The 22,851-nt window shown below is 69.9% G+C and carries 21 protein-coding genes; 10 read left to right on the forward strand and 11 right to left on the reverse strand.

Annotated elements, in window-relative coordinates:
• Positions 1–90 precede the first annotated feature (90 nt).
• Both ACGF4F_RS31375 and ACGF4F_RS31380 read left to right on the forward strand, forming a co-directional pair.
• The gene (locus ACGF4F_RS31375) at positions 91–567 is read left to right on the forward strand and encodes a DUF6326 family protein (protein ID WP_393083041.1); all 477 of its coding nucleotides are present in this window, start codon (positions 91–93) and stop codon (positions 565–567) included.
• Positions 564–1,505, forward strand: a complete 942-nt coding sequence (locus tag ACGF4F_RS31380; RefSeq protein ID WP_393083044.1) for an IS200/IS605 family accessory protein TnpB-related protein — start codon at positions 564–566, stop codon at positions 1,503–1,505. The genes ACGF4F_RS31375 and ACGF4F_RS31380 overlap by 4 nt, the downstream gene beginning before the upstream one ends.
• A 527-nt stretch (positions 1,506–2,032) precedes the next feature.
• Here the strand turns inward: ACGF4F_RS31380 and ACGF4F_RS31385 are convergent.
• Genes ACGF4F_RS31385 through ACGF4F_RS31420 form a run of 8 tightly spaced genes read right to left on the reverse strand, consistent with a single transcriptional unit; the run spans position 2,033 to position 10,934 of the window.
• The gene (locus tag ACGF4F_RS31385) at positions 2,033–2,758 is read right to left on the reverse strand and encodes an FHA domain-containing protein (RefSeq protein ID WP_393083047.1); all 726 of its coding nucleotides are present in this window, start codon (positions 2,756–2,758) and stop codon (positions 2,033–2,035) included.
• A 13-nt stretch (positions 2,759–2,771) separates the two neighbouring features.
• Positions 2,772–4,064 carry a VWA domain-containing protein gene (locus tag ACGF4F_RS31390; RefSeq protein WP_393083050.1) on the reverse strand — a complete coding sequence of 431 codons (1,293 nt, stop codon included), beginning with the start codon at positions 4,062–4,064 and terminating at the stop codon, positions 2,772–2,774.
• Complete coding sequence (locus ACGF4F_RS31395; RefSeq protein ID WP_393083053.1) at positions 4,061–5,095, reverse strand: PP2C family protein-serine/threonine phosphatase; 1,035 nt, start codon at positions 5,093–5,095, stop codon at positions 4,061–4,063. Before ACGF4F_RS31395 ends, ACGF4F_RS31390 begins: the two co-directional genes overlap by 4 nt.
• Positions 5,092–6,138, reverse strand: a complete 1,047-nt coding sequence (locus tag ACGF4F_RS31400; protein ID WP_393083056.1) for a tetratricopeptide repeat protein — start codon at positions 6,136–6,138, stop codon at positions 5,092–5,094. The genes ACGF4F_RS31395 and ACGF4F_RS31400 overlap by 4 nt, the downstream gene beginning before the upstream one ends.
• The gene (locus ACGF4F_RS31405) at positions 6,135–7,370 is read right to left on the reverse strand and encodes a serine/threonine protein kinase (RefSeq protein WP_393083059.1); all 1,236 of its coding nucleotides are present in this window, start codon (positions 7,368–7,370) and stop codon (positions 6,135–6,137) included. The genes ACGF4F_RS31400 and ACGF4F_RS31405 overlap by 4 nt, the downstream gene beginning before the upstream one ends.
• Entirely contained in the window at positions 7,367–8,599 is a 1,233-nt protein-coding gene (locus tag ACGF4F_RS31410; RefSeq protein ID WP_393083062.1) for a hypothetical protein, read from the reverse strand. Before ACGF4F_RS31410 ends, ACGF4F_RS31405 begins: the two co-directional genes overlap by 4 nt.
• A 5-nt stretch (positions 8,600–8,604) precedes the next feature.
• The gene (locus ACGF4F_RS31415) at positions 8,605–9,591 is read right to left on the reverse strand and encodes a glutamate ABC transporter substrate-binding protein (RefSeq protein WP_393083065.1); all 987 of its coding nucleotides are present in this window, start codon (positions 9,589–9,591) and stop codon (positions 8,605–8,607) included.
• The gene (locus ACGF4F_RS31420; protein WP_393083068.1) at positions 9,588–10,934 is read right to left on the reverse strand and encodes a hypothetical protein; all 1,347 of its coding nucleotides are present in this window, start codon (positions 10,932–10,934) and stop codon (positions 9,588–9,590) included. Before ACGF4F_RS31420 ends, ACGF4F_RS31415 begins: the two co-directional genes overlap by 4 nt.
• A 360-nt stretch (positions 10,935–11,294) precedes the next feature.
• On the opposite strand from ACGF4F_RS31420, the gene ACGF4F_RS31425 reads away from it, so the two are divergent.
• Positions 11,295–12,179, forward strand: a complete 885-nt coding sequence (locus ACGF4F_RS31425) for an aminoglycoside phosphotransferase family protein (RefSeq protein WP_393083071.1) — start codon at positions 11,295–11,297, stop codon at positions 12,177–12,179.
• Positions 12,180–12,747: 568 nt separating this feature from the next.
• Here ACGF4F_RS31425 and ACGF4F_RS31430 read toward each other — a convergent pair.
• The gene (locus ACGF4F_RS31430) at positions 12,748–13,083 is read right to left on the reverse strand and encodes a hypothetical protein (protein WP_393083074.1); all 336 of its coding nucleotides are present in this window, start codon (positions 13,081–13,083) and stop codon (positions 12,748–12,750) included.
• Positions 13,084–13,582: 499 nt separating this feature from the next.
• Between ACGF4F_RS31430 and ACGF4F_RS31435 the strand changes: the two genes are divergently transcribed.
• From ACGF4F_RS31435 to ACGF4F_RS31455, 5 genes are all read left to right on the forward strand, one after another.
• Positions 13,583–15,076 (forward strand): MFS transporter, encoded by a 1,494-nt coding sequence (locus tag ACGF4F_RS31435; RefSeq protein WP_393083077.1) that lies wholly within the window; start codon positions 13,583–13,585, stop codon positions 15,074–15,076.
• 39 nt (positions 15,077–15,115) lie between these two features.
• Positions 15,116–15,604: a redox-sensitive transcriptional activator SoxR gene (soxR, locus tag ACGF4F_RS31440; protein WP_357444107.1), complete on the forward strand. Its 489-nt coding sequence runs from the start codon at positions 15,116–15,118 to the stop codon at positions 15,602–15,604.
• Between the two features lie 533 nt (positions 15,605–16,137).
• On the forward strand, positions 16,138–16,668 hold the full coding sequence (locus tag ACGF4F_RS31445) for a GNAT family N-acetyltransferase (RefSeq protein ID WP_393083081.1): 531 nt from the start codon (positions 16,138–16,140) through the stop codon (positions 16,666–16,668).
• Positions 16,669–16,801: 133 nt separating this feature from the next.
• Positions 16,802–17,329: a VOC family protein gene (locus ACGF4F_RS31450; RefSeq protein ID WP_393083084.1), complete on the forward strand. Its 528-nt coding sequence runs from the start codon at positions 16,802–16,804 to the stop codon at positions 17,327–17,329.
• A 263-nt stretch (positions 17,330–17,592) separates the two neighbouring features.
• Positions 17,593–17,874 (forward strand): hypothetical protein, encoded by a 282-nt coding sequence (locus ACGF4F_RS31455; protein WP_393083087.1) that lies wholly within the window; start codon positions 17,593–17,595, stop codon positions 17,872–17,874.
• Between the two features lie 618 nt (positions 17,875–18,492).
• On the opposite strand, the gene ACGF4F_RS31460 is transcribed toward ACGF4F_RS31455, so the two are convergent.
• Complete coding sequence (locus tag ACGF4F_RS31460) at positions 18,493–19,662, reverse strand: winged helix DNA-binding domain-containing protein (protein WP_393083090.1); 1,170 nt, start codon at positions 19,660–19,662, stop codon at positions 18,493–18,495.
• A gap of 127 nt (positions 19,663–19,789) precedes the next feature.
• Positions 19,790–20,923 carry an epoxide hydrolase family protein gene (locus tag ACGF4F_RS31465; protein ID WP_393083201.1) on the reverse strand — a complete coding sequence of 378 codons (1,134 nt, stop codon included), beginning with the start codon at positions 20,921–20,923 and terminating at the stop codon, positions 19,790–19,792.
• 75 nt (positions 20,924–20,998) lie between these two features.
• Between ACGF4F_RS31465 and ACGF4F_RS31470 the strand changes: the two genes are divergently transcribed.
• Both ACGF4F_RS31470 and ACGF4F_RS31475 read left to right on the forward strand, forming a co-directional pair.
• On the forward strand, positions 20,999–21,949 hold the full coding sequence (locus tag ACGF4F_RS31470; RefSeq protein ID WP_393083093.1) for a helix-turn-helix transcriptional regulator: 951 nt from the start codon (positions 20,999–21,001) through the stop codon (positions 21,947–21,949).
• A 598-nt stretch (positions 21,950–22,547) separates the two neighbouring features.
• Positions 22,548–22,844, forward strand: coding sequence for a pilin (locus tag ACGF4F_RS31475; protein WP_393083097.1), 297 nt, complete (start codon positions 22,548–22,550; stop codon positions 22,842–22,844).
• Positions 22,845–22,851 lie beyond the last annotated feature (7 nt).

Below are 22,851 nucleotides of genomic sequence, written 5' to 3' on the forward strand. Positions count from 1 at the left end.
CTACCAACCGTCCATGTAAGACGATCACTGAGGGGAGGGGCGGCGTTTCCTCCCGGCCGTAAACGGCCGGGTTTCCACGCCGCAAATCCGATGACCAGAACCGACAGACCAGCCGGTGCGCTCCAGGAAGCGCACATCCCGGTCCAGGCGAAGCTCGCCGCAGCCTGGGCCAGCTTCATGTTCCTCTACATCTACGTCGACTACCTCGCCCTGTACAAGCCCGGCTTCATCAACGACATCCTGGTCGGCGTCGTTCATGAGTTCGACACCGGCCCAACCTTTGTCGCCCTTGCGCTCACGCTCGTGGCCATCCCGATCCTCATGATCCTGCTCTCCACGACACTCCCCGCCCGTGTCAACCGCGCCACCAACCTCGTCGTGGCAACGCTCTACATTCCCGTCTCGGTGTACAACGCGGAGGGCGAGTCCTGGACCTACTTCTACTTCTACGGCCTCTCCATCGGACTCGAGCTGCTGCTCCTGGCCTTCATCCTGCGCGCCGCATGGACCTGGCCCCGGACCATTCGAGCCACCGCCGGCCGCGACCCCGCCCAGGCCCGAGTGTGACGCTCGAGGCAGGCCCGGTGTGCGGGGTCGCTGACAGCGGCGCGAAGCACGGCCGGTACGTGCTCGCCGCGACGGTGTCATTCCCACACCGTGGCGATGCCTGGCGCGACCGCATCACCGCCAACCGGGCGGTGGCCTACCGCATCCACGAAGACGTGGACCGGCGCCGCTGGTACGTGACCGCGTCGTGGACGATCCCTGCGGCCCGGATCATGCCGCTGGCCACCGCCACGCTGAACGGGATCATCGGTGTGGATACCAACGCCGACCATCTCGCCGCCTGGCGCTTGGACGAGCACGGCAACCCAGTCGGTGAACCGCGCCGCTTCTCCTACGACCTGTCCGGCAACGCGGACCATCGTGACGCACAGGTACGGCACGCCCTGATCCGGCTTCTGCACTGGGCCAAGCAGCACGGGCTGAACATCGCGATCGAAGACCTCGACTTCGCAGCGCAGACCACGCGGGAGAAACACGGCCGCCGCAAGCGGTTCCGCAAGCTCATCTCCGGCATGCCAGTGGCCAAGCTGCGGTCCCGGCTCGTCAGCATGGCGGCCGAGTTGGGCATCACCATCGTCGCTGTCGATCCCGCCTACACCTCCAAATGGGGCGCCCAGCACTGGCAGCGCCCCCTGACCAGCACCAACCGCAAGACCACCCGTCACGACGCCGCTAGCATCGCGATCGGACGACGCGCCCTCGGACACCCGATCCGGCGACGGACGACACCGCCCCCCGACGACCAGAGCGATCGCCGCGGGCATCGGAGCGCCCAGGCCGAACCTGGTGCCCGAGGGCGCGAGGGAACCCGCCCCCACATTCCCGGACCACGGACACGATCCGATGGAGCCGGACGCGGAGCGAACGCGGGAAACCAGTGTGCCCAACACCGTTCGGGGCACGCGACTGAGCCTGTGCAACCCATGCTCAGTCTTTAGGAACGGTTCAATTACATCGGCCGTCGCTTCTGGTCCTCTGAACATCCGCTAAGTAGCCGCGATCCGGGGCAGCTAGCCCACGTCCACCGATTACTCATCGTGAGTAGCGGACCTGGGTCGTCGGGCCGGCCGCCATCGCAGCGTCCCGAATGCTTCGCGCCCCCGACCTCTGCACATTTGCCGTACCCGACTCTGCACCGGAATCCGTACGCCGACACCACGCCCCGCGCCCGGGCGACGCAGGGCACCCTCCCCCGCCAGGCCTCACGGTCAGGCGGGCAAGCGTCCGGAGGGGCATGCACCAGCGGATCGGAGGCTGCCCCGCGCAGCCCACCGGCACCAGGGCGTGAACAACTATCAGCACACCGGCCACCGGCCACGGGGAGCCGCCCTGGGCGCAGGATTCCACCTGAGTGCCCACGCGGCCCCGCCACGATGGGAAACGATCCCGGAAACTAAATCCGACTCAGGATCGCTGAGCTGATCTGAGACGGCTCGACACAACGAACGCAGGTCTCAAGATCAGGTTAGGCGGGGCGGATGGACAGACAGGTCCAAGCGCCGACGAAGACGCGGTCACCGGCGGTGATCGGCACCGGGGTCTCGGCCGGGACGGGCGCCGAGTGCGGGTCGTTGAGGTACGTGCCGTTGGATGAGCCGAGGTCGACCACCGCCCAACCGTCGGGCTGCAGGACGAGGAGCGCGTGGGTGTGTGAGACGCCTGGGTCCTCCGGTGGGCCGCTGAGGTCGATGTCGGGGTGTATGCCCCGGGAGCGGCTGGATCGTCCGATCAGTAGCTGCTGGCCCACCAACGGGAATCGGCGCTCGGCGGCGAATCGAGGAAAGGTCAGCCCGTCGGCGTCCTCGCCGCCCATGCCGAGGACCGCGTCGAAGTAGCCGCGGTCGGTGCCTACCACGACGACCAGCGCCGCCGGCGTGGCCGGGGATGGCGGTCCGGCAGCCGTCTCACGGCCTGCTGCGGGGGCGGCGGCACCAGTGGGCGAGGTGGACGGACTCGTCGCGGTCACCGGCGGGGCGAGCAGGAAGTCGTAGCCGTCCTCCTCGCAGAAGCGGCCAGTGCGGGGCGTATTGCAGACCGGGCACGGCGTACCGGCGACGGGATCCGCGGGCGGGGCGGCCGGCGGGGCTACGGCGGCCGGCGGAGCCGGCGTCGAGGTGCCGGGCATCGGGGCGCCGCACTGGTCGCAGTAGTCGGCGGTCGTCGATTCGTGTCCTTTGGGGCAGGTGGCCATCGTGTCGCTCCCGTCAGGCCTGGGTCTTCTTCACCCGGATGGTCTTCACCGACCGCACGTTGGTCAGCTCGGCGTCCACTCCGGCCACCTGCTTCTTGAGTCGGACCGTGCCGGTCGGCGCGTCGACCACGTCCACCACCCGGGCCAGCAGCTTGGCGGTGTCGACGTGGCCGGACTCGGTGGCCAACTGGACCGCCCGGCCGAGCTTTGCGGTGGCGGTTTCTACGTCGCCGGCGTCCCGGGCTTTCAGCCCGTCCTGAATCGCGGCGGCCAGCTCGGCCTGGCCGGTGTAGTGCGCCACCTGCCGGTTGATCCGGGTGGAAAGCTCCTCGTCGTCAGTCCACCGGGCCAGCACGAGTCGCTCGGTGAGCACCTGAGCGGCGCTGACCAGGCTGACCCGGGCGGCGAGCAGCTCCTCCCCCACCGGTTGTGGCTCCAGTTCGACCGAGATGTGATAGTCCCGGCTCTCGGCGCCCCAGGCGCCGGTCGGATAGTCGCCGATGCGGGCGCTGACCTCGGTGCGCCGGCCAGTGAGGTCCTCGACCTGCGGGAAGACCTGTTTGACGAAGCGGATCCTGGCGCCCGTCGGACTCCACACCCGCAGCGACACGTCAGCGACCGATTTGCCCATCGCGGACGCGGTCATCGCCTGGAACGCCGCCGGCAGGTCGGCCGGATCCTCCAACCCGTCTGCGGTGCCGAGCAGGGTGGACGCTACTTTCCGCAGCTCGTCGGCGACCCAGTCGGCGCCGACGCCTCGGCTGTCGCAGATGAACCGGCCCTCGCAGGCGTCCAGCACCCGCTGCAGGTCCTCCGGCCGCTCGTGCTGGTTCTGCCCGTCTGTGAGCAGGATGGCGTGCTTCACTTCGGCCGGCTGGCCGGCGAACAGGTGATTGGCGAGGTTGAGCCAGGCGCCGATGGCGGTTCCGCCTTCGGCTCGCAGCCCGGCCACCGCCGACTTGGCCTGCGCCCGGGTTTGTGGGGAGGCGGGCACCATCCCCGGCTGCGGTGGGTAGACCATCCAGGCTTGCGCCGAGCCGGCGACGACCGCGAAGGGCACGCCGTCGCGGAGGGTGTCGATGGCGACCGCGGTGGCCCGCTTCGCCTGCTGGATCTTCGAGGGGGGCGCGGTCATCGAACCGGAGGTGTCGATCATGATCACTTGCGCCGCGGTGACCGGTCCGGCGGTGCCCCGCAGGTTCGCGCCGGAGGCCGTGACGGTGACGATCGCGTCGACGATCCGTCGTCCCATCGGTAGGTATTCGTTCTGGTCGACCTCGGCGACGAACTCGGGTTGCCCGCTCATGCCGGTGTTCCTCCTGTCTCGGTTACCGGAAACGGCAGTATGGCGACCGTCACGTTGTCGTGGCCGCCGCCCTCCAGTGCCAGCCTGGTCAGGCCTTGCGCCACTGCCAGGGGTGTCGGCGGGAGGCCGGACACCGCCGCGGCCAGGTCGTTCGCGCCCGGCAGATAGTGGTGCAGGCCGTCGGAGCAGACCACGACCTGGCCGGGACCGGTCGGGCGCAGGGTGATGACCTGGGCGTCCTCGTCGTCGCCGTCCACACCGAGCCAGCGGATCAGGGCCGGGGACCGGGGATCCTCCTCGGCCAGCGCCGCTGGCACCGGCCGGCCGGCGGCCACGCGGGCCCGCAACGAGTCGTCGAGGGTCAACAGCGCCTCGTTCGGCCCGAGCCAGTAGGCCCGGCTGTCGCCGATCCAGCTCACCGTCACCGCGTCCCTGGTGACGATCGCGGAGACGTACGTGCAGCTGGGCGGGGTGTCGCGATCCTCGGGTGCGGCGGCGCCCCGGGCCGCGGCGGCCGCTGCCCGGGCGCCTCGTCGGCCGGCCTCGGCCGGGTCCGCGCCGCCGTGCAGGGCGTCCAGCAGCTCTACGATGGCCGCTTCCACTGCGGCGGTGGCGGCGGTGTCGGCGCGGGTCGAGGTGGAGATGCCGTCGCAGACCACTGCGACGGTGGCGCCGGCGACTCGTCCGATCGCCACCGCGTCCTCGTTGCGTGGTCGGCGGGCCCGGTCCGTCACTGCCGCAAGGTCGCCGAGGTCGAGCTCGGCGTGGTCGCGGCCGAGCGGGCGTCGGCGGCCGCACGAGTCGCAGTATCCGCCGCCTGGCACCTGGGCGCCGCACACGCCGCAGTTGCCCTCGGTCGCCCGGGAGGACAACCATGGTGCGACCGGGGCTGTGCCGGATCTCGGGGCTGGCAGCGGGGCTGCGGTAGCCGTCGCCTCTTCGCGGGTGCGCAGGTTGCGCCCGCATACCTCACAGAAGCGGTCTGCCGGATCGCCGGCCGGGCCGTGTTCGGGGCAAGACGGGGCCGTCATGTCAGTGTCCTCGGCCGGACGGCGTTGGCTCGGTCGACCAGTGCGATACGGGTGGGCGGGTCGGCGGCGAGCTGCGCCAGGGTGCGGTAGGCGCGTTCGAGGCCGAGCCTCAGCCCCTTTTCGTGCGGTCCGTGTCCGAGGACCCGGGCGTCCGGCGGCAGGGTATGCCCGGCGGTGACCCAGGCGACGGCCGCCTCGAGCATTTCCACTGTCAACCGAGCCTGCCGCTCGACGTCCAACCCGAGCCGCTGCAGCCGGTCGGAGGCGGCCAGCAGTTCGCCGGCGCCGGCGGGAAACCCCTCGGCCGGGAGGTTGGCCCGGACCGCGGCCACTTGGGCGGCGATGTGGTGGCTGGAGTTCTCCGGCACCTGGTCGAGGACGCGCAACGCGGGGACTCGGCCGCCCTTGACAAGCTGGAGCCGGGCCAGCGCGAAGGCGGCGCTGATGAAGCCGTGGTCGCACCGCCAGACCCGGTCGTACAGCCGCTCGGCGAGTTCTGGGTCCCCGGTGCTCTCCACTGCGGCGGCCAGCGCCAGCCGGGCGGCCGGCTCGCCGGGCAGTTGGTCGTAGACGGCGTCGAAGGCCACCCGGGCGTCTCCGGGCCGGTTGGCGGCCAGGGCGGCGAGGCCGCGGTACCAGTCGATCCGCCAGTCGAACGGGTCGTCGGCGTAGAGCCGGTCGAGGTCTGCGGCGGCGCCGGCCAGGTCGCCGCCGTCGATCCGGGCCCGCACGATGCGCAGCGCCACCTCGACGCTGCGCATCGGGGCGTTGCGCAACTGCGCGATCAGCTCACCTGGGGCGGTCGCCGTCAGCGTGGTGAGGAAGCCGGTGCCCGGGTCGAGGATGTCCACCTGCGGCAGCGGCAACGCCGCGGCGACCTCCGCCGGGTCGAGCCGCCGGGCGATGGCGGTCACGCCCACCTCGCCAGCACCGGTGCCGAACGCCCGCCGTTCCGGGGTGAACTGCCGGGACACCGCCGGCCGGGGCACGCCGTCGGCGGCCGACAGCGTCTCCCGCAGCACTCCGAGGAGCTGTTCGCTCATTTCGGTCGCCGACTGGAAGCGCCGGTCTGGATCGAGGTGGGTGGCCCGGCGCAGGAGCCGGTCGTAGGACTCCTCGCGGCCCAGCAAGGGCACCTCTGAGCGGTCCGGCAGCCGGTCGGCGTAGGTGCTGGCGAAGCCGCGGAAGTCGAAGCTCGCACCGCGAGGGTCCGGCCGACGGTGTAGAGGTCGGCCGTCACCGACGGCCCCACCTCGGCGACCTCCGGCGCCTGGTAGCCGGGTGTGCCGTAGACCGCGCTCACCTCGTCGTCGACGTGCCGGACCGCACCGAGGTCGATCAGTTTGAGCTGTTCCTCGGCGTGGATGACGTTGTCCGGCTTGAAGTCGCAGAACAGCAGGTTGCGGTCATGCAGATAGCCCAGGGCGGGTAGGATCTCGACGCCGTAGGCGATCACCTCGGGCAGCGGCAGTGCGCGCTCGCCGGTGGCCGCTCGGCGGCTGACCAGCATGTCCCGCAGCGACTGGCCGCCGACGTACTCCATGACGATGTAGCCGACCGGCACGCCGGTCTTCGGGTCGGGATGCTGCACGAAATCGTGGATCTTGACGATGCTCGGATGGTCGATCTCCACCAGATAGCGCCGCTCGGTCACCGCGGCGGCCATCGCGTCCGGGTCACTGGTGTTGATCAGCCCCTTGAGGACCACCCAGCGGTCGCTGACGGTGTCGCTGACGTTCTTGTCCCGAGCCAGATAGATCCACCCCAGCCCGCCGTAGGCGAGCGCGCCGAGCACCTCGTACCGGTCGTCGACCACGTCGCCACGGCCGAGGCGCGGCAGGAAGGAGAACGGGGTGCCGCAGTGGGGGCAGAAGCCTTCGGCGCGGCCCGGGGCGCCGTCTCGTCCCCGGCCGACCGGCTTGTCGCACGCGACGCAGTACCGGCGGGATTCGGCCACCGTCGGCTCGGCCATCACCGCGCTGGCCGGGTCGCGCAGCGGGACGCGGGGCAGTTCGATCAGACCGGCGCCGAGGCCACCGCGGGTGGTCCCACGGCTGCGGCTGGAGCCCCGTGAACCGGTGCGCACCGAACCGCCGCGCGTGCTCACCTGGGTCGAGGCGACGGAGGCGAGTGGCACCGGTGCCGCGCCCGGCCCGGCATCGGGGGTCGGCTGCGTCGGCAGGACCCCGGCCGGGGCCTTGCGCCCGCACTCGTCGCAGTAGCCCTCCGGCCCGTAGCTGCCGGTGCAGTCGGGTCGTACGCACCGCTGGCTCATGTCGTCCCCCGCTCGCTGAGGTCGTTGAGATACCGCTGATACGCGGACAGGGCCCGGGTCGCCGCGGGCAGATCGCACGGGCTGGAGTAGAGAAGGTCCTCGGCGGCACGGTGCCGGCGGGACAGCTCGGTGTGCTCGGCGAAGCCGAGCCGGGCCGCCTTGGCCCGGTAGGCGGCGAGGCGGCCGCGCAGCTCGGCGCGCCGCTCCAGAAGACCGTCCGCGGCATCCCGCAGCCCGGCGGCCCGCTCGACCGCCGCCGCCGCGGCCCGCTCCGCCGCCGCCAGCTCATCGGCCAGTCGGCTCCACCGCCGCTCCCGGTGAAGTTGGTCGAGCTGCGCCAGCTGGGCCCGAAGCGCGGGGGTGGCATCCGGAACTGCGGGCAGCCCGGTGTTGGCGATCTTCTCCTCGGTGACAGCGCAGGCCCGCGCCGCCGCCTCCTCGCCGGCCTCGACCTCAACAATCGTGGCGCGCAGCCGCTCCGCCCGTCGCGGATAGCCGTCGCGCAGACCGACCAACGCGTCGACCTCGCCGGCCACCGTCGCGGTCTCGGCGGCCAGCTCACGCAGCCGGGTATCCAGCGCGGCGGCGGCGGGGCCACCGCCCGGCGCCACCGCCAGCGGATCGCCGGACGCCTCCCGATACGCGTCCGCGAGCCGCTCGCCGAGCCGATCCACGGCGGCGGTGGGCACCCCGTCCGGCCCGAGCGCGTCGACGGCCGCCCGCAGCCGGGTCAACGCCTCGCTGGGCGGCCCGAACCGGACGGCCAGCACCGAGGCGGCCTCATCCAGGACGGACAACCGGTCGATGGCGTCGGTGCTGCCGGTTTCCAGCTGACGGGCGAGCTCCATCAGCGGCAGCCGGACGGCCCCCGGCGGCGCATCGTCGAGAACCATTCCGTCCGCGCCGACCGGGACCACCGGGGCACGCAGCAACCAGGTGAGCTTGGCCAACTCCTCGTCACCGGGCCGGGATTGTTGCCCCCGCAGGGTCCGGAGCTGGTCCAGGAGCGCCCCGAGTGCGGTGAACCGGGACCAGAGCGCGTCAAGCTGGGCGGCCAGGTCGGCGGCGTACCGCTCGGTCCGTCCGGTCAGGCCGGGCAGCCGGGCCGTCGCAAGGCCCGGGTGATTGTCCAGGGCGTACATGGCCGCGGAGATCCGGTCGTGGGCTGCGCCCAGCGCGACGATGGCCACGTCGACCTCGTCACGGCTCAGCGGAACCGGTGCGGTCATGCCGGTCAGTCCCGGTATCGGGCCGTCGGCGGTTGTGGAGCCGGGCCAAGCGCGGCGAGCCACCGGGTGTAGAGCCGGGTCCAGGTGCCGTCCGCCCGCAACTGGGCCAGGACCCCGTTGACGAATCTGACCAGGTCGGTGGCGTCCCGGTTGATGCCGATCCCGTACGGCTCGTCGCTGAACCGTGGCCCAACCACGACGGTGTTGGGGTCCTGCGCGGCCAGCCCGGCCAGAATGCTGTCGTCGGTGGAGACGGCGGCGACCTGGTTCTGCTGGAGCATCACCAAACAGTCGGTCCAGTCCGGCACTCCGACGGGCAGTGGCTTGGCCGGTGCGGCAGCGACATTGCGGATGGACGTGCTGCCGATCGCCGAGCAGACCTTCTGGCCACCCAGGTCGGCGATGCTACGCACGGGCGACCCTCGGCGCACCAGGATCCGCTGGCCGGCGGTGAAGTATTCGGTGGAGAAGTTGACCTTCTGCCACCGTTCGCAGTTCATGGTCATGGTCTGTACGACGATGTCGACGGTCCCGTCCTGCAGGGACGGGATCCGCGACGCCGAGTTCGTTGCCCTGAACTGGATCTTGGATGGATCGCCGAAGATGGCCCGGGCCACCTCGCGGGCCACGTCCACGTCGAAGCCGGTCAGCTCTGCGGTGAGCGGGTCGCGGAACCCGAACCGGTAGCTGTTCTGGTCGACGCCGACGATCAGCCGGCCCCGCTGGAGAATCCGAGCCATGGTCGAGCCGGCCGGCATCTGGCCGGGGCGGGGCTGGGTGGCCGCTGGGCGGAGACTGGCCCGCGGATCGCAGGAGGCGGGGCCGGCGTTGGCCCCGTCCGGGATGTCCGCCGGGTCCTGCACCCCGACCGGGCGGACCGGCGTGACGGCGGACGCGCCGGCCGGCAGGCGTCCACCGCCACCGCCGCAGCCGGCCAAGCCGAGGGTCACCGTCAGCGCCACGGCCGCGGACATCAGTCGAGAGACGTTCATCGGTACTCCGCGATTCGTCGCTGGATGCCCGCCGCAGCGCCGATCACCATCAGTCCGGCCAGGACCACAACCCCGACGTCCATTCCGGAAAGCCCGCGACGGGCAGACCGGGCGTCGGCCTCGAACCGGTCGCTGTTGCGGGTGATGGCGCTGGCGAGCATGCCGTCCAACTCGTTGAAGATGCTTGCCGTCGCGCCGGGATCGCTGCCCACCGCGGCGGTCACCGCCTCGGTGTAACGGCCACCGTCGTCGAGCTGCCGCAGCTTCTGGTGTGCGGCGAGCCAGTCCCGGGCCTGTCCCGCGGCCCTGTCGGCCGCTGCCCGCGTCGGTTCGTCGGCGGCCCGCTCGGCGACGTCGCGCAGCAGTCCGCCGTCGCCGTCCGGACCGATCAGCCGGGCCATCACCGCGGTGTAATCCTTGTCGAAGTCGCCGCCAGCGCCGCGGGCGACCAGGGTCAGCGATTCGTCGGCCCGGGCCTGCAACGCCGCGACCCGGGCCTGGACGAGCCGGTCCACCTGCGCCGAGCCGTCCCGGTCGCTGGCGTCCAGCCGGGCACCGATGACGACCGCCGACACGCCGAGCCAGCCAACCAGCACCACCGCGGCCGCGGTCGCCCCCACCAGACCGATGTTTAACACCCGGTTGGTCCGCCTGGTCAGCCACATCTGCGTCCGCACCAGACCGCCTATGGCCACCAGCCCGAGCAGCACGGCGATCCAGGGGAACCCGGCGCCGCCGCCACGCGCCCGGTCCAGCTCCGCGGTGACCGACCGGTAGAGCTGCTGGGCGGCCGGCAGCATCCGCTGCCGCATCAGCCCCGACGCCTCCCGCAGATACGCCGCGCCGACTGGCAGCCCCTGCCGATTGTAGGCACGCGCCGTCTCGATCAGCCCGGTGTACACCGGGAGTTCGGCGGCGATCACCCCGACGGCGCCATCCCTGGCGCCATCTCCAGACCGCCCGGCCGCGATCACCGACAACGCCGCCGCCGCCGCGGCCACATCGCTCTGGTAGCGGTCCCGCTGCGCCACCGGCTCGACACCGCCGGACAGGAAGGCGCTCGCCGCTGTGGCATCCGCGTCGGACAGGGCCCGGTAGAGGTCCTGCGCGGCCACTACCAGCGCGCCGCTGCGAGACGTCACGCCGTCGATCAGGTCGACCCGCTGCCGCACCCCGGCGAACCCCACCAACCCAACGACGAACCCCAAGGCGACCAGGCCGGTCAGCACGGCGGCCAGCCGGCGCGGCGTGTCCCGGAGGCCACCGACGATCCAGCCCCGCAGACCGACCGACCCGGTAGGCCGCACATCGGTCACCGGCGGAGGGACGAGCGTCGCCGTCACCGGCACCACCCTCTTCAGCACTCGCCTTGGGCAACTCGTCAACGGAATCGCTGGCCGTCAACGTACTCGCCGGACGCAAGTTGCGGCGTCCCGGCGACAGGATGGACGGGCGGCCAGCCGGGACACGGACGCGCCCGCCCGGGCCAGGAGGGCGGCGCCGGCTTCCCATGCCTTGACCGAGTGGTAGTGGCAATGCGGCTGCCCGCCGACCTCGACGCCCACCAGCGACGGCGGGGCCCAGCCGGGGGCGGGTTCGCCGCCGAGGCCGCGGCCGCGGTACAAGCGGTCGATCCGGCGCACGGTTCGGCGTGGTCCGAATTCGATTGACTGGATGATCGAGCGGGTTCTACGGTCGCGCCGATGCGCCCTGGAGAGATCGTCGTCGCTGTCGAGCAGGTACGCGCCCTGATCGACGAGCAGTTCCCCGAATGGTCGGACCTGCCGATCGTTCCGCAGCCGTTGAACGGCACCGACAACGCCCTGTTCCGGCTGGGTGATTCCCTGACAGCACGGCTGCCGCGGGCGCAGTGGGCAGTCGACCAGGTGGCGACCGACGCGACCTGGCTGCCGCGGCTGGCGCCGCATCTGCCGGTGCCCGTGCCGGTGCCGGTCGCGGTCGGCCAGCCGGGCGGGGACTATCCGTGGCCGTGGACGGTCGTCCCGTGGCTGGACGGGCGCAATCCGGAAGCCGGGCAGGACCTCGTCGACCTCGCCGTCGACCTCGCCGGCTTCGTGCGCGCGATGACCGCGATCGACCCGATGGGCGGGCCGGTCAAGGAGGGGATACAGCGCGGCGTACCTCTGGTGCAGCGGGACGAGCTGACCCGCCGGTCGATCACGGCCCTGGGCGACCGGATCGACGGGCGGACGGTGACCGAGGCGTGGGACGAGGCGATGGCGGCGGACGAGTGGCCCGGACCGCCGGTATGGCTGCACGGTGATCTCCTGGCAGGCAACCTGCTGGTCGACCGGGGCAGACTCACCGGGGTGATCGACTTCGGCGGTCTCGGCCGCGGCGACCCGGCGGTCGAGGTGCGGCCGGGCTGGAGCCTGTTCGATGCCCGCGCGCGGGCCGCCTACCGGGAGGCGCTCGGGTTCGACGAGGCGACCTGGGTGCGCGGCTGGGCCTGGATGCTGTCGGGCTCGCTCTACTGGCTGGCGGACCTGTGGGACTCGATCAGCGAGGACGACCGCGAAGACACGATCCGCTACATCGACTACATCGTGCGCCACCGCCACGACTGACCTGCGGCGCCCACGCGATCACCGTCGGGCGACGCCCCGGACGGCACCCGCGCATTGACCTGCTTCTACCAAGCGTTGCTGTGGCGACAACAATCCGACGGCCTGTTCTCGGCACGACCGCGCGATCACCGTGGCAGTGAGCGGATATCGACTGCTCCCGGCGCCGTAGCTCTTGACGCTGTGAACGCATTGACGCCGGCCTGTGATCGTGTACGGCTACGAGGCGTACAGCCCGTGGCCCGGGTCCGTCGGCCGATGTGACCAGATCACCTTCCTGGACTTGGGTCGGCCGAGCGCCACCACGCGGATCGAAACGCTGCCGGCCTGCCCGGCCTACACCCCGCTGCCGACCCCCACGAGTACCGGCCCCTGACCGGCCGGCAGCCCCGGTGGGCGCCGACTGTCGATCGCTACCTCAGTCGCCTAGACCACCCGTCGCACATCACCTGGCAGAGCTGCGTCGCACATCAGCCTGTCGGATCACAGTGTCCTCCGTCGACTGATGTGCGACACGTGTTCGCCAGCTGATCGTCGAGCCAGACGAACGGGCCTCCTGCCGCGCATCGGGTCAGGGGTGCGGTCTTCCAGTGCACGCCGCGTGGTGTTCCTCGTCAGCGTCGGGCCAGTCGACAACGGGCAGAGCGGGGAGGCCGATCCGGGGAGCCACGACTTCGTTCGCTTCGGCCATCCAGGTGCTGGCCCAGACCAGTTCGCCTGGCAGGGCGAGCAGCCGGCGGCCGTCGACGGGGTCGAGACGATCCAGCAGCGGATTGCCGTCACGGTCGGGGCCGCCTCCCGCGCTGCTGCCCCAGCCATGATTGGCTCCGCCTGGGCGGGCGCGGAGCGGGATGAGCACGCCGTCGATGTCGACAAAGATCAACGGTCGTCGGATGCTGGCAGGCACTGCCGAACCGTACCGCTGATTGGCGGTCCCGGCCGCTGACGCCCGCGACCCGTAACCTCCGTAGTGCGCGAGGTGTGGCATGTCCGGACACCAGGCAGGTGTACGCCCAGCTACGCGATCTCGGTGACTGTTTGGGGCGAGAGTGACCGCGATCTCGATGGCGTGCCTCACTAGGACGTGCGGATCGTCGCCAACAAGCTCCAGCCGGCGTCCGAAGCCAGCCGAGCCATGCTTCTCCATCTGGGCCTGCCCGTACCCGTAGGTCCAGCTCGCTGGGACACGATAGGCAGCGGCAGCCCTGACTCCTCCTCCCGGCGGTGCCCACCAGTCCCGCACACCACGTCCCGGAAGGATCCGGCCGGCCAACACCTTGCGGTTCTGCATGAGGCCGCCTTGACGACCTCGTACCGGCATGCTTAACCAGCGTATTTGACCTCAACCGAGGTTGAGCTGGTGGGCTGTTCGCCGTCTGCCCTACGACCAAGGAAGGCGAGCAGCCATGGCGAACAGCACGGCCACGGAGCCCCCTCCGCATCCGACCCCGGCGGATCGACCGTCTCTGATGACGCTTCCGGTGGTCATGGTCGGCGTCGTCCTGGTGGCGATGTCCATCTCGGGGACCGCGGTGGCACTCCGGAGCATCGGTCGTGATCTCAATACCTCCGGGTCCCCGTTGAACTGGGTCGTCGCCGGTTACAACTTGGCCTTCGCAGCCATGACACTCATCGCGGGTTCGGCCGCCGACCGGATCGGCCGCCGACGGGTGTTCGTCGTCTCGGCGCTGGTCTTCGCGGCCGGATTCCTCGGGGCGGTGCTGAGCCCGGCGATCGTCGTCACCGACATCGCCCGCATCGTCTCCGGCGTTGGCGCCGCCGGGATCATGGCGGCCGGCGGTGCCATCCTCGCCTCCAACTACGACGCCGTGGCCCGCAATCGCGCCTTCGCCCTGATGGGCACCATGGCCGGGGTCGGGATCGCCATCGGTCCCAGCCTGTCGGGCCTGCTGATCGGCGCAGCCGGATGGCGGGGGAGCTTCGCGGTCTTCGCCGTCGTCGGCCTGCTGGTCGCTTCGGGCGGGACTCGTGTCCGTGAGTCCCGCGCGACTGGTGTCGACCAGATCGACTGGGCAGGTAGCGTCCTGTTCGTCGCGGCATTGGCACTGCTGATGTTCGCGCTCCTGGAGGCGCCCGCGCTCGGCTGGTTGCACCCGGTCGTTCTGTTCACCGGGATCGCCGGCCTGGTCGTGCTCGTCATCTTCGGCATCGTTCAGCGGCGCAGTGCCACTCCGGTGCTGGAGCCTGCCCTGGTCACCAATCGCGGTTTCCTGGGCTGGAGTCTGGCGACCCTGACAACCTCCATCGGGTTCCTCGGCGTCCTCGTCTTCCTGCCCACCTACTTGCAGGCGGCGGCCGGGCTTTCTCCTCTGGCCGCTGGGGTGGCGATGCTGCTGCTGACCGCCCCTGTACTGATCATGCCCATGGTCGCCGTGGCCCTGGTGAACAAAGCTGTTCCGGCCCGTCTGCTGATCGTGGTCGCTCTGGTGCTGGTCGCTGCCGGGAGTCTGTGGCTAGTGACGTTGAACGCCGACGACGCGGTGGCGGCCGTCGCGGCACCACTGGTGATGATCGGCGTCGGTATGGGAGTGTCCTTCGGCATCACCGACGGCCAGGCCATGGCCCTGGTCCATGCCGATGCCGTCGGCATGGCGGCTGGCTTCCTCAACACGCTGCGGGGAGCGGCCGAGGCTCTGGTGATCGCCGCCTACAGTGCCTCCCTCGTCGGCCTTCTCGCGGCCAGGCTCGGCGACACCACCCGCGCCGCCGCAGTCAGCGCCGGACGCCTCACAGACGGAGCCGAAAGCGTGGAACTGGACGCCTTCACCTGGTCCTGGCAGATGACCCAGCTCGGTGTCGGCCTGCTCTGCCTGGTCCTATCGATCATCGTGGCCGTCCTCATTCACAGCCGCAGCGCGACGTCCCGCCGCACCACCTGACCGCCATCGCCCGGAAGGAACCAAGCAAGGAGTAATGCCGTGCATGCCAGTCCAGACGATCATTTCACGATCGGTGAGGTCATCCGCCGGACTGGCGTGCCCGCCTCCGCCCTGCACTTCTACGAACGCAAGGGCCTGATCTTTAGCGAACGCACCAGCGGTAATCAGCGGGTCTTCTCCCGGCACATGCTCCGCCGGATCTCCTTGATCATCGTGGCCAAACGCCTCCATATCCCGCTGTCGGACGTCGCCGAGGTCTTCGCCGGCCTCCCCGCTGATCGCGCTCCCACCCACAAGGACTGGCAGCGAGTCTCCCGGCGTTGGAAGAAACAACTGGAGGAGCGTCGCCGCGTCATCGAAAGCCTCGAACACGAACTCACCGGCTGCATCGGCTGCGGCTGCCTGTCGATGAAGGCATGCCTGCTCCTCAACCCCGACGACACCCTCCAGGGGCGCGGTCCCGGGCCGGTGCGGCTCCAGCAGCCCAGCACCCCCCTCTACCGGCGACCTCGCGGCCCGTCCAGATGACGAGGGACTCTACGGCTTGCTGCGACAAAGCCGCTGACTGGACGAATACTGGGTCGGCAGCGCCAGGGCGGCTTGGTGGTGCCGCAAGGCGCTCGAACCGAGCGGAAAGCGCTGGTGCGCGACCTCTGGTACCACAGCGTCCAGTTCGCGCTCGGTCTTCACTTCGCACTCATGAGGACTATGCGACCAAGTCGGACATCGAACGCGCACCGTTGTTGCCCGCAGCGACCGGCGAGCTGGTTGGAGCGGCTCATCGGCTGCGCACGGTAAGTCTGGCGGCTCAACACCCGGCAGTCGCCGACGCGCTCACGTACGTGTTCGGTCCCGTGACCTGCACGCTACTGAATTCCAGGTATCCGACCCGATAGCCCGGTCTGACCGGACCCGCCGGCACCCACCCTGGGACACCCCTTCTCGCACGGCGCTTGATGACATTGAGGGGAGCCAGATGCGGACGTTGGATCTCCACAGACTGTCGGATGCTGTTGGTACGTTCCCCACTGATGGATGCTGGATCAAGTTTGGGGGCGCTTGTGGCTGAGCCCGAGGTGGCGCTGCGACCGGTCAACGACTCCGACCTCGACGCGCTGTTCGAACAGATGCGGGATCCCGAGTCGGTCCGGATGGCAGCCTTCACCACCAAAGATCCCGATGATCGCACCGCTTTCGATGCCCACATGGCGAAGGTCAGGACATCACCCGACGTCACAAACCGCGTTATCACGCTCGATGGACGGCTCGTCGGCAGTATCGCCAGCTTCGTAATCGACGGCGACACCGAAGTTACCTACTGGATCGACAGATCGTTCTGGGGACAGCGCATCGCTTCCCGAGCGCTGGCCCTCCTCCTGGAATCGGTTCACGTCCGGCCCTTGTTCGCCCGCGTCGCGAGTGACAACGTGGGATCGCTGAAGGTGCTGCAGAGAGCAGGATTCGCGATCACAGGCACGGAGACGTCCTTCGCCAACGGGCGAAACACTGAGATCGAGGAAACGATCCTGCGCCTCGATGAGCCCGCAACTGCGCCGTTCGATGCGCCGAGCGGAAAAAAGCAGACGCACTGATCTCGGCAGTTCAGGACGCCCGAGCGTCGCGAAGCGCCGACCACCCGCAGTGAGGGCCACGCGCGGCTGACGCCCACGGACGGCGGCAGATCCGGACGACCGTGGGCGCGACCTCGCGAAGTAAGGTCGTGAGATGGTGCCCGTGACTCGGCTGGACCACGCCGTCATTGCTGTCTCGGATTGGCGGGTCTCCACCGACTTCTATCGTGATGTCGTCGGTGCTGAGGTGATCAGCGTTGGCGGCGACCGCGTTGCGTTCCGAGTCGGTCCCAACCAGTTGAACGTTCATGGGCCGGGTATCGACCTTGCGGACAACGTTGCCCGTCTCCCCGTTCGCCCGGGGAACAGTGACATCTGCTTCGTCTGGGAGGGGCCGATCGAGGAGGCGGTGGCACACCTGCGACAACACAATGTCGAGGTGGAAACAGGACCTGTTCCGCGATTCGGCGCCGGCGGGACAGGGACGAGCGTCTACTTTCGCGATCCTGATGGAAGCCTGCTCGAGTTCATCTCCTACGAGGCGCCCCCGCGGCGGGCCAGCCCCGACCCGGCCGACCCCGACAGGCCAGCAGGCGGCCGCCCAGGCGTTGCCGATACCCCACGCTCGTCACGGACCACATCTTCGCGCAGAAGCCGCAGGCCCGAACCCGGCTCAGCATGATCAGACATCCGCTCATCGACAGTTTCAGGATGCCCGCTCGACTCAGAGGCCAACTACCCGTGGCGACCGCTCTTGATCGGTCACCACGCACGGACGACGGCCAAAATCGTGCGCCGTTATCGACGATGTGCGGCGAGGTGCTCATGAAGTCGACTCACCGCTCCCCACAGGTAGCAGGCGGGCAGTCCGCGCTGTAGCCCGGATCTCCCAGAGATCATCCGGCGCCCACGTGCGGATCATGGCCTCGTCCACGGGAGCAGATCATGCCCCAGGCCAACGACCATCCAAATGAGACGCGCCCTAAGGCACTGTTCGCTTCCCGGGAGGTCGAGGCCGCGCTCGATTTGCTGCACCTCACGGACATGGCGTGGCACGACTGCTACGGCCCGCGCGAACTTGAGATACCCCCGCAGGTCCTCGACGACGTGCTGCTGCTGGCGCATGGCAATCTTGCGATGCTCATTCGCATCGCTCGGGAGGCCGTCCTGGACTTTCGCGACGTCCGGGTAGCCGCCGATCGCGAGCGTGCGAAAAGCCAGTTGTAGCAGTCTCTGAGTCGAATTCCGCTCGGCCTGGGTGTGCGCAGATTTGGAACCGAGGCATCCTGTCGTCGGCATGTCCGGACGTTTCTCCGGACGCAAGTGGTCACGATCCGTAACGCCCAGATCGCGGCATGTGCGGATGGGGCAGCCGTTGTCTCTGGCTGGTAGACATACCACCGTGGCCGAGAATCCGCCAACGCCGACTTCGCCCTGCCCTGCGTGTGGTGGCACGCGTGTGGCTACGGGCATACGTACCGACATAGACCAGCAGAGCATCCGGTTGTGGCGGCCATCGCGGCGAGGATGGGGCACTCGAGACGTGACGTCAGTCCGCGCTTTGGCCTGTGTCAGTTGTGGCCTCGTAACGCTCCACGCGGCAGACCTTCCCCGCCTCCAAGCCGAGGCGGCTAAGCATCCTGAGCTGTTCAGGTGGGTGGATTAGCCGGGCCAGCACATTCTGCTTGTTGATCCATGCCCGCATCCGCTCATCGGCTATGTGGGTATGCCGGCCGAGTCAGCATCTCGTGACGCCGCATAGCGCGCGGACCGCGGCATGCGCGGGCGTTGTCGGCGCTCGCGGACCGATCGCTATGTGTCCGGAATCGGTTGGCGCTGGCGTGGTTACGCGTGGCCGCCTACGGTCACCGTACCGACGGTCAACTGTGGTCTGCCTTCCAGGATCTCCCCGATTCGGTCTACCTGGTCGTCGAGATCCCGGCGCTCGGTGACGGTGAGCGTGGTCAACGGTTCGACCGTGATGTGCAGCTCGCGTCCGGAGCGGCGGAGGTGCCAGATCCCGGCAACGGTGCCGTCGATGAGCAGTACCGGAAAGTTGCCGGCTTGGCCGCCGGAGAGTGCGCGTTGCGCGACAGGTCCGGGGAAGAGTTGCTCGCGCGGGTGGCAGCCGACGGTGTAGGCGTCGAAGTATGGCAGTAGCCGTACCCCGTGCGGTGGCACGGGTGCCGGCGCGGTGTCGCCGGCCAGGACCCAGGCGACCGCGCCGGCGACATCGACCTGTTGCAGTTCGTCGGCGAGGGAGTCGAACAACTGGGTCGCCCAGCGGCGGGGCGCGGACAGCCATTGCGCGAACTGCTGCGGTGTTGCCGGCCCGTACGCGTGCAGGTAGCGCCGGACCAGGCCGGCGAGGGCGTCGGGTGCCGGTGCGGGCCGGAGTCCTGGAAGCCACCGTTGCGGGCTGGTGTAGGTGACCTTCCGTCCACGGTTCGGGCCGAAACAGAGTGCCCCGCGGTGTGCGGCAAGGTGTATCGCCTGTCGCCAGCGCGGCCACATGCCGCCGAACCCGGGCACGACCGGGTCGGCGGCCCAGGAGCCGGTGCGGGCGACCACCGCTGCAGTGAGCTCGTCGATGGTCAGTTCCGCATCGGCCAGTGCTTGCGCGATCGCCGAGACGACCTCGTCGCTCTGGTCTCTGGTCAGCCGCGCGTCGGCGGGCAGGCTGTTCGAGGACGGTGGCAACGCGCCGAGCGCGCCGGTCCACAGCGGCAGCTCACGCGTCGGCAGCAGGTGCACGGTGCCGCGCGGCCCGAACGTCTTGACCAGGCTACGTTCCTTCCAGAGCGCGTCTCGAACGTCGTTGCGGGTGATGCCGGCGACGCGCAACCCGATGGACACCTCAGCGGCGGAGAGCACTTGAGCGTGCGCGCCGCACATGGCGGCGACGGCATCGGCTGGTCGGTCGTGTACCGGAGCGGACAGTCCGTGCCGGTCGAGCCGCCGGCCCCATACGTCGGGCCAGGACAGCCGCGGCAGCATCGTCGAAAGGTTGGTCATCGAGCACGTCTCCCGGCGTCGTGGTTCGGGTGGGCGTTCCCAGGCTTCGGATGAGCCTGGAACGTGCCGTCTCGTCGCCCGGATCGGGCGGTGCGGGCGCCGAGACGGCCGGCCTGGCTGGGTGCGGTCAGCGGAGCTTACGGAAGAACTCGCGCACGTCGCCGACGAGTAGGTCGGGTGCTTCCAGGGCGGCGAAGTGCCCGCCGCGGCTGAACTCGGTCCAATGCACCACGTTGTGGTCGCGTTCGGCGAGGGGCCGGATGGTGATGTCGTTGGGGAACACCGCCACCCCGGTCGGTACTGAGGAGCGTGGCTGGGCCTGGCCCCAGGTGCGGGCGTCTTCGTAGTAGATGCGGGCGGCGGATCCGGCGGTGCCGGTCAGCCAGTACACCGAGACGTCGGTGAGGATCAGGTCGCGGTCGACAGCGTCCTCGGGCAGGGCGGCGTTCGGATCGGTCCATTCCTTGAACTTCTCGACGATCCACGCGAGCTGGCCGACGGGTGAATCGGTGAGGGCGTAGGAGATTGTCTGCGGCCGGGTCGACTGGACGATGGCGTACCCGCTCATGTCCCGGCCCCAGGTCGTCATGAGCGCGAGGCGGGCCTGGTCGGCTTCGGTGAGGCCGACCAGCTCGGCCGGATCGCCGGAGGGGAAGGTGCCCAGGTTGTTGACGTGCACGCCGATCACATGAGCAGGGTCGACGCGGCCCAGCTCGGGGGAGACGATCGCTCCGGTGTCGCCACCCTGCGCCCCATAGCGGTCGTAGCCGAGGCGGTTCATCAGCTCGGCCCAGGCGTGGGCTACCCGGTTGGTGTTCCAGCCCGGGGCGGCGAGTGGGCTGGAGAAGCCGAAGCCGGGCAGGGACGGGGCCACGACGTGGAAGGCGTCGGCGGGGTCGCCGCCGTGCCGGGCGGGATCGGTCAGGGGGCCGATGGCCTTCATGAACTCCACGACCGAGCCGGGCCAGCCGTGGGTGAGGATGAGCGGCAGCGCGTCCGGCTCGGGCGAACGCACGTGCAGGAAATGCACCGTCTGCCCGTCGACGACGGTGGTGAACTGGGGAAATTCGTTCAGCCGTGCCTCGTGGGCGCGCCAGTCGTACGTGGTCTGCCAGTAGTCGGCCAGGTCTTTCAGGTAGTCCAGCGGCACCCCGGCCTCCCAGCCGGCGCCGGGCACCTCGCCCGGCCAACGGGTGTGGGCGAGCCGCTGACGCAGGTCGTCCAGGTGGTCCTGCGGGATGTTGATCCGGAACGGGGTGATCTCTTCGCTCATGGCAGTCACACTATGAGGCAGCTAGGACAGCTTTCGCCCTAGGCGGATGGCAAACTTCTGGGCATGTTGGAAACCTCCGCCCGACTGCTGCGGCTTCTCGGACTGCTGCAAACCCCGCGTGAGTGGACCGGCGCAGAGCTTGGGCAGCGTCTTGAGGTCGACGTGCGGACCGTGCGGCGTGACATCCAGAAACTGCGCGACCTCGGCTACCCGGTACACGCCACCCCCGGCGCGGCCGGCTACCGGCTCGGCGCCGGAACGAAACTCCCGCCGCTGCTGCTCGACGACGAGGAGGCCGTCGCCGTCGCCATCGGGCTACGTACCGCCGCCAGCGGCACGGTCACCGGCATCGAGGAAACCTCGCTACGCGCACTGGCCAAGCTCGAACAGGTACTGCCCTCGCGCATACGGCATCGGGTCAACCTGCTGCACTCGGCCACCGTCACGGTCCGCGCCACCGGCCCCACCGTGGACCCGGACGTGCTGACCGTCCTCGCCGCCGCCTGCCGCGACCACGAGCGGGTTCGCTTCGACTACCACAGCCACGACGGCACCGACTCGGTACGCGACACCGAACCTCACCGGCTGGTCCACACCGGCCGGCGCTGGTACCTGGTCGGCTGGGACACCGACCGGCGCGACTGGCGCACCTACCGGGTCGACCGAATTCATCCCCGCATCCCGACCGGCCCTCGCTTCACCCCCCGGCCGGCACCCGACGTCAACCTTGCCGGCTACCTCACCCACGGTATCTCCACCGCCCCCTACCGCTATCAGGCCCGAATCACCCTCCACGCCCCGGCCGAGACCGCCGCCGAACGGATCGCGCCCACCGTCGGTGTCATCGAAGCAGTCGACCCGCACACCTGCCTCCTGCACACGGGATCCAACTCCCTCGACGAGCTCGCCATCTACGTCGCATCGTTCGGCTTCCGCTTCCAGATCCACGAACCACCCGAACTCATCGCCCACATCCGAGACCTCACCACCCGACTCACCGACGCCGTCCGCTGACCGCCAACAAAGCCCCTGGCAACGGCACGGCCCAGCGGCCTCGACCGACTGCCGGCAACCTACTTCGGTAGATCCGGAAGCTGAGCGGTTAGCCGCGGTCAGGCGTCCGCCAGGCAGGGTTTGCCCATCGCGCGCTGACCATCACCTCCGGCGGACGTGAAGAGCCGATCGTCGCGGGAGGGTCGACCTGCTGCTGGGTCGCACTCCGATCCGTGCCTGGTTCTGTACGTGTGCCGTCCGCCGTTGCCCTGGTGATCTCGGCGCGAGGCCGTCTCGGGCGAAGGCCCGGCCGGGGGCGGCCTCTTTGCAGGTCCGATCTCCGTCCGTGAGTCGCTGTGAGGTCTTGTCAGGGCGTGACAGGTGGGCGGCGAGTTCGATCGATCTGACAGCCGAGATCTGGGCGGTGCATGTCATCCATGGCATGCCCGCCCGGTGGGGACCGCCCATCCGGCGAGGCTCACGGTCCGGCACGGCTGGCGCGGCGTACTGACACCGCAACCCTTCACCCGATGCGAGGGAGGAGCGCCCCCACCGGACCACACAGTCCTTCGCCCGGTCCCCGCCGCGGCGGCCACCAATCCCTTGTGGAGGGCCGCAAATGCACACGATCTCTGTCCTCAACGACCTCCTGGCCGCCCCCGCCCCTGACGGCGACGGAGGCCCGCACTCCATTGCGCAGGTCATCGCCAACATCACCGGCTGGGTCATGGGCATCATCGCGGTGGTCGCGACGATGTTCCTGGTCATCGGCGGCCTGCGGTACATGGCCGCTGGAGGTGACCCGGCGCAGGTCGAGCAGGCGAAGGGCAACGTCAAGTCCGCGCTGATCGGCTACGCCCTCGCTGTGCTGGCCCCGGTGGTCCTGCAGGTGTTGCAGGGCATCCTCGGCGGCTGAGGCGGCT

The organism is Micromonospora sp. NPDC047740, from assembly GCF_043204735.1.
In the GTDB taxonomy this organism is placed as follows: domain Bacteria; phylum Actinomycetota; class Actinomycetes; order Mycobacteriales; family Micromonosporaceae; genus Micromonospora.